The sequence below is a fragment of the Streptomyces sp. NPDC054840 genome, from assembly GCF_053611065.1.
Window position 1 is genome coordinate 1 of record NZ_JBSGZP010000437.1, and the last position, 6,388, is coordinate 6,388.

Annotated in this window: 7 protein-coding genes and 1 tRNA gene; 1 reads left to right on the top strand and 7 read right to left on the bottom strand. The window is 73.8% G+C overall.

Annotated features, from left to right (window positions below):
• Window positions 1–146: 146 nt before the first annotated feature.
• Window positions 147–950, bottom strand: coding sequence for an exodeoxyribonuclease III (locus ACWGIU_RS26150; RefSeq protein WP_453709673.1), 804 nt, complete (start codon window positions 948–950; stop codon window positions 147–149).
• Window positions 951–988: 38 nt separating this feature from the next.
• Between ACWGIU_RS26150 and ACWGIU_RS26155 the strand changes: the two genes are divergently transcribed.
• Window positions 989–1,561: a GNAT family N-acetyltransferase gene (locus ACWGIU_RS26155; RefSeq protein WP_453709675.1), complete on the top strand. Its 573-nt coding sequence runs from the start codon at window positions 989–991 to the stop codon at window positions 1,559–1,561.
• A 52-nt stretch (window positions 1,562–1,613) separates the two neighbouring features.
• Here the strand turns inward: ACWGIU_RS26155 and ACWGIU_RS26160 are convergent, their stop codons facing one another.
• From ACWGIU_RS26160 to moaC, 6 genes are all read right to left on the bottom strand, one after another.
• Window positions 1,614–2,969: a CoA transferase gene (locus tag ACWGIU_RS26160; RefSeq protein ID WP_453709677.1), complete on the bottom strand. Its 1,356-nt coding sequence runs from the start codon at window positions 2,967–2,969 to the stop codon at window positions 1,614–1,616.
• Window positions 2,970–3,491: 522 nt separating this feature from the next.
• Window positions 3,492–3,565: transfer RNA gene (locus ACWGIU_RS26165), tRNA-Ala, on the bottom strand.
• Window positions 3,566–3,643: 78 nt separating this feature from the next.
• Window positions 3,644–4,672 (bottom strand): divisome protein SepX/GlpR, encoded by a 1,029-nt coding sequence (gene sepX / locus ACWGIU_RS26170; protein ID WP_453709679.1) that lies wholly within the window; start codon window positions 4,670–4,672, stop codon window positions 3,644–3,646.
• A gap of 155 nt (window positions 4,673–4,827) precedes the next feature.
• Entirely contained in the window at window positions 4,828–5,463 is a 636-nt protein-coding gene (locus ACWGIU_RS26175) for a GNAT family N-acetyltransferase (protein WP_453709681.1), read from the bottom strand.
• 17 nt (window positions 5,464–5,480) lie between these two features.
• Window positions 5,481–5,987 (bottom strand): MogA/MoaB family molybdenum cofactor biosynthesis protein, encoded by a 507-nt coding sequence (locus ACWGIU_RS26180; RefSeq protein ID WP_453709685.1) that lies wholly within the window; start codon window positions 5,985–5,987, stop codon window positions 5,481–5,483.
• An 89-nt stretch (window positions 5,988–6,076) separates the two neighbouring features.
• On the bottom strand, window positions 6,077–6,388 hold a 312-nt coding region (gene moaC, locus ACWGIU_RS26185), incomplete at its 5' end, for a cyclic pyranopterin monophosphate synthase MoaC (protein ID WP_453709683.1).

The following is a 6,388-nucleotide window of genomic DNA, read 5'->3' on the forward strand; positions in this document are numbered from 1 at the left end:
GCCCTGCTCTTCACCGAGCTGATATCCGCCCACATCGCACCGGACGCTCTCACCCGGCTGCGCCCGCTCGCGAAGAGCGTGGTCGAGGCCGAGCTGACGATGGCGATGGACCGCCTACTGGCGTCGGGCGGCCCGGAAGGTCCGGGTCAGACACCCAGCTCGTAGACGACGGTCACGGGCGCGTGGTCGGACCAGCGCTCGGGGTGCGTCTCGGCCCGCTCCACGAAGGCCTTCACGGCCTTCGCCGCCAGCCCGGGGGTGGCCACCTGGAGGTCGATCCGCCAGCCGGCGTCGTTGTCGAAGGCCCGCCCGCGGTAGGACCACCAGGAGTACGGGCCCTCGGTGTCCGGGTGCAGGTCCCGCACCACGTCGACGTAGCCCGCGTCCGCGTACACCTTGCCGAGCCACTCCCGCTCCTCGGGGAGGAAGCCCGCGTTCTTCCGGTTCGTCTTCCAGTTCTTGAGGTCGGCCTCCTGGTGGCAGATGTTCCAGTCACCGCAGACCACGACCTCGCGGCCGTCGGCGGCGGCCCGCACCTTCAGCGCCGCCAGGTACGTCAGGAACTCCCCCATGAACCGGTACTTCTCGTCCTGCTTCGCCGTCCCGGCCTCGCCGGAGGGCAGGTAGAGGCTGGCCACGGTCACACCCGGCAGATCGACCTCCAGGTACCGCCCGCTCGCGTCGAACTCGTCACTGCCGAATCCGACCTGCACCCGCTCGGGCGCGCGCCGCGTGTAGAGCGCCACCCCGGCCCGCCCCTTGACGGCGGCCGGCGCGAAGACGGCGTGCCGGCCCGCGGGGGTCCGGAGATCCTCCGGGATCTGCCCCTCCTCGGCCCGTACCTCCTGCAGGCACACCACATCGGCGTCGGTTCCCTCGAGCCACGCCCCGAAGCCCTTCTTGGCGGCGGCGCGGATCCCATTCACATTCACGGAGGTCACAGTGAGCATCCCAGCACCATAGCGGGATGGTTCCGTACGATATTCGAATGTCTCACGGGATAGACCTCCGCACCGTGCCGTACGACCACCCGGACGCGGTCGAGCTCAACGACCAGGTCCAGCTGGAGTACCAGGAGCGGTACGGCGGCGAGGGCGACGCCACCTACCTGGACCCGGCGATGTTCGCCCCGCCGCGGGGCCTGTACCTGCTGGCGTACGACGCCACGGGCGCTCCGGTGGCCAGCGGCGGCTGGCGCACGCAGGACGAGAACGACGAAGGCTACGCGGACGGCGACGCGGAACTCAAGCGCATGTACGTCGTCCCGGAGGCCCGCGGCCTGGGCCTCGCCCGCCGCATCCTGGCGACCCTGGAGGCGGACGCCCGCGCGGCGGGCCGTCACCGCATGGTCCTCGAAACGGGCGACCAGCAGCCGGAGGCGATAGCCCTGTACCTGTCCTCGGGCTACGTCCTGTCCGCGAAGTTCGGCCACTACCGCTTCCACGACTCCAGCCGCTGCATGACGAAGCCCCTCGCCCCGCACCCACCCGGCCCCGCCGACCACGCCGGCCCGGCCGGCCGGTCCGGCCCCGCCGACCGGTCCAGCCCCGCCGGCGTGTGAGGCGCGGAGGCCCCGGGGGGCGGCGCCCCCCGCAGCGGCGCCGCGTCCGCCCCTACCGCGGGAGCCAGCCGGCCCGGTCCGACCCCCACCGGGACGGCCCCGCCCCCCACTCCCCGAAGGGACTGGCGGCGTGCCGCAGCACCCCGTACCCCGACGGAGTCACCCGCAGCCACGGCTCCGCCGAGTACGCACCGGCAGCTGCCGGCCGGGGCCCCGACAGCCCCCGCACCAGCCACGACCCCGTCCCCGCCAGGGAGAACCGCAGCCCCCCCCCCCCCCCCTCCGCCAGCGCCCGCAGCACACCGGCCGCCACCAGATACCCCGTCCCGTGGTCCAGCGCCTGCGCCGGCAGCACTCCCGGTGGGGCGTCCGGGCCCCCGCCTCCGCACGCGGCGGCGATCCCGTACCCCGCCTGCACGAGCGAGTCGAACCCCCGCCGCCCCGCCCACGGCCCCCGCGCCCGCCACCCCCACGCGCACAGCTCGGCCACCACCAGCCCCGGCCACCGTTCCAGCAGCTCCCGCCCCCCGAACCCGTACCGTTCCAGCGCCCCCGGCCGGTAGCCCGTCACCACCACGTCCGCCTCGGCGAGCAGTCCCTCGAAGACGGCCCGGTCCCCCGCCTGCGCCAGGTCCAGCAGCGCCGACCGCTTCCCGAAGCCGGTGTCCGCGTACGCGTCGTCCGCCTCCGGCAGCCCCGGCGGGTCGATCCTCAGCACGTCCGCCCCCAGCAGCCCGAGCGTGCGCGTCGCGACGGGCCCGGCGATGACCCGGGTCAGGTCCAGTACCCGCACCCCCGTGGCGGGCCGGCCCGCAGGGGCCTCACCGAACGTCCGTCCCCGCACCCCTGATTCCCGTACGGGCTCCAACAGCGGCTGCGGATCCCCGTACTCCCGCGCCACGGCGACGGCGAGTCCGCCCTCCCCGTACACGAGCTCCTGCACCTCGACGGCCGTCCGCCCCGCGACCACGGCGCGTAGCGCCTCCGGAGCCGCCGACGGCAGCCGCAGCGCCCGCACCAAGGCGGCTTCGTGGTGCGGGTAGTTGGCGTGTGTCCGCACCCAGCCGTCCGCCGTCCGCCAGAAGCCGGACAACGGCGCGAAGGTCACCGGCGCCCGCCCCTCCACCCGCAGGTGCCGCTCGCTGACGAACGCGGTGGCCACCGCGCCCTCGTCCACCACCGGCGAAGCCACGTCCCCCACCCCGCCCCCGGCCCGCACCGCGGCGAGCTCCGCCGCGGCCAGCCCGCACACCCCGACGGTGGCGCGCGCCAACTCGGCCACCGGCAGGGGCCCTTCCCCCAGGTCACCGACCCCGCGGTAGCGCACCCGCCCGACGAGCTCGGGCGCCCCACCGAGCGCCGCCCATGCCTGGGCCGTTCCGCTGTCCCGTTCCTCACCGATCGTCATGAACGTATCTTCGCCCGGCCTCAGGCACTCCAGAGGCGGACGAAGACCGCTTCCGGGCCGGCTGGGGATCGCCTCCAAGCGCTGCACCGATGCCGCTCGTCATCCGTTGGGGTTCGAGCGGCTGCGCACGGCAGAGTGGCGTGGCCGGTGATCTGTGGGCCACACCCTTACGTCGTCGGATGCGGATCCGCGCCGGCACTGCTGCCGAGCGCCGCCTCACCTCCGGGGGGCCGTCATGAACGAACGCGACGTCCTGCTCGATCCAGCGGACCACCGGCAGGGAGCGCCCCGGACCCCGGCCGCTGCCGCGCCGGGAGGACGAAAGCGATGCCGTCCGGTTCGTTTTCGCCGCCCTCACGGCCGCGTCCGACGGACGTGATCAACGTCCTCCTTCGGAGCCGGCCGAGCTGCCGGCCCCGGCGGGGCCCGAACGACCCCGGAAACGACGAAAATCCCGCCCGATCTTGCGATCGGACGGGATCTCGTCAACGTCCCTGAGAGCTACTCAAGAACTATCGTCTGTGGACCTGTGGGGATTTGAACCCCAGACCCCCTCGATGCGAACGAGGTGCGCTACCAGACTGCGCCACAGGCCCTTGCGACGTGTGAAACATTAGCATCCCCGCGCGGGTGCTCCAAAACCGATATCCGGGAGCGTCCGCGCAGGTCACCGATCACTCGTTCGCGGCGCGGGGGCGGTCCTCGCCCTCGTACTGGTCGAACAGCGGGGTGCGTCCCCTGCCCTGGCCGCGCGGGCGCGGGGTGGTGTGGGGCTTCGGGTCCGGCTTGGGGGGTGCCGGCTGGGCGCGCAGGCGGGGTTCCGTCGGCTCGGCCGTGCTGGAGCGGGTCGCGCTCCAGGCGTCCGGGGCCGCCGGGCCCGTGGCGCGCGGGGCCACCGGCGCGGTCACGTACGTCGGCAGCGGGACGGGGACCGGCTCCCAGCTGTCACCGCGGGCGGGGCCTCGTTCGCGCTCGCGCTGCTGGTCCACCCACTCGGCGTGGTCGGTCTGCTCCACCAGTGCGCGCCGTCCGGCTTCCTGCGGGGAAACCGGTGGCGCAGGGTCCGGTTCGCTCCCCGACGCGGCCTCGGGCTCGCGGCGGCTGGGGCGGTTCTCCCGCAGCTGCCGCGCGGCCGCCTCGGCGCGCCGCCGGTCCATGGTGAACTCGTAGCGCCGCCGCTCCTGGACCCGCAGGTGCACGATGTACGTGCTCAGCAGCAGGGCGGGTACGGCGGGCGCCCACAGGTAGTGCAGGCCGCCCACCGCGGCGACGACGGCGCCGAGGGTGAAGACCAGGAAGAGGAGCGCGGTGGTGCGCCGGCGGCGCGCGAGGACCTGGAGGCGCTGTTCGCGCCTCGCCCGCTCCGCGCGCTGCTCCCGCTCGACGGCGGCCGGTCTCGGCTCCGCCCTGGTCGGGGGCACGACAAAGGCCCGGGCGTCGGCGTCGACGGAATCAACCGTTTCCGTCGCGGCGTCCGGGTCCGCGTGGGGCTGGGGCTCCGCCTGCTCGTCACCGCGCTCACGCAGCCCCTTGGCGTAACGGCGCTCCATTCCCGCCCGGCCGGAAAGCAGCCGAATGGCGGTGGAGAAGCGTTCCGTCGGACGGGCTTCGTTCAGCTCGTCCTGCCTCCGGAGCCACATGGGCACCAAGTAGGCGGCCCAGGCCCCGACAATGACTGCGTAGATGAGGCCGCTGCTGCTCACACCTCACACCGTAGAGGGGCGCGGCCGAGGGGATCGGCCAATTGAGCCGGTGTGTCGCGCGATCTCGCTGATATCACGGACTTTTTTTGTGATTCTTCGGATCAGGTTATGGGCGAATCGGTTACCCCGAGCCGTTAATTCGAACAGATATTCGCTTATCGGCGCTCCGGGTGATCCCGCCTATTTTCCGGCGGGGACGACGAGCGGCGCGCCCGGTGCCAGCGGCGCAGCAGCCCCTCCGGGACCTCCTCCGCCGTCACCGCGTAGACGAGGTGGTCGCGCCAGGCGCCGTCGATGTGCAGATAGCGCGGCCGCAGCCCCTCCTCGCGCAGGCCCAGCTTCTCCACGACCCGCCGGCTCGGGATGTTCTCGGGGCGGATGCACACCTCGATCCGGTGCAGGCCGACCTTCGCGAAGCAGTGGTCCACGGCCAGCGCGACCGCCGTCGGCATCACGCCGCGGCCCGCCACCTCGCGGTCCACCCAGTAGCCGATGTGGCCCGCGCACATCGAGCCCCAGGTGATGCCGGCGACCGTCAGCTGGCCCACCAGCCGGCCCTGGTACTCGATGACGAAGGGCAGCATCCGGCCGGCGTTCGCCTCCGCCCGCAGATGACGGACCATCTGGCGGTACGTGGGCCGCTGGACCACCGGTCCCCACGGCGCGGGCGGCGGAATCGTGGCCTCCCACGGCCGGAGCCAGTCGCGGTTGCGCCGGTTGACCTCGCGCCAGGCCTTCTGGTCCCGCAGCTTTATCGGCCGGAGCGTGACATCGCCGTCCGACAGGACCACCGGCCAGGTCGGGCCGTTCAGCTCGTGCTCCCGGAGGGTGCCGCCGGTCTGGGGTGGTCGCCGCCCCGCATCTGGTCCACCGCGTGCGGCAGGAGGCGGGCCAGGACGGCGAGGCCGTCGCGCACCCCGCCCGTCGAGCCGGGGAGGTTGACGATGAGGGTGCGTCCGGCCACGCCCGCCAGGCCCCGGGACAGGGCCGCGGTCGGCACCTTCGTCAGGCCTTCGGCGCGGATGGCCTGCGGAATGCCGGGGATCTCGTAGTCCAGCACCCGCGCGGTGGCGTCCGGGGTGCGGTCGGTCGGTGAGATCCCGGTCCCGCCGGTGGTCAGGATGACCTCGTATCCGGCGGCCACGCCCTCGCGCAGCGCCCGCTCCACGGGATCGCCGTCCGGGACGACCCGAGGGCCGTCCACGGCGAAGCCGAGCCGCTCCAGCGCCTCCGCCAGCAGCGGGCCGCCCTTGTCCGCGTACACGCCCTGCGAGGCGCGGTTCGAGGCCGTGACGACCAGGGCCCGGCCCAGCACCTGCGGGGACCCCACCGCCTCGGCGGGGGCCTGGTGGCCGTGGCTGTGGCTGTGGCTGTGGCTGTGCACATCGCCGCCGCGCGGGGCGTTCACGAGCGCGCCCAGTCGCCGGACTTGCCGCCGGTCTTCTCCTCCACCCGGACGTCCGTGATGACCGCGCCCTTGTCGACCGCCTTCACCATGTCGATCACGGTGAGGCCGGCGACCGCGACGGCGGTCAGCGCCTCCATCTCGACGCCCGTGCGGTCGGTCGTCTTCACGGTGGCGAGGATCTCGACCGCGTCGTCGGCGACCCGCAGGTCCACCGTGACGCCCGACACGGCCAGCGGGTGGCACAGCGGGATCAGGTCGGGGGTCTTCTTCGCCCCCATGATCCCGGCGATGCGCGCGGTGGCGAGGGC

Coding starts and splice junctions, on each gene's coding strand:
- ACWGIU_RS26150 (WP_453709673.1), bottom strand. CDS start 950: ATGCTCACTGTGACCTCCGTGAATGTGAATGGGATCCGCGCCGCCGCC.
- ACWGIU_RS26155 (WP_453709675.1), top strand. CDS start 989: ATGTCTCACGGGATAGACCTCCGCACCGTGCCGTACGACCACCCGGAC.
- ACWGIU_RS26160 (WP_453709677.1), bottom strand. CDS start 2,969: ATGACGATCGGTGAGGAACGGGACAGCGGAACGGCCCAGGCATGGGCG.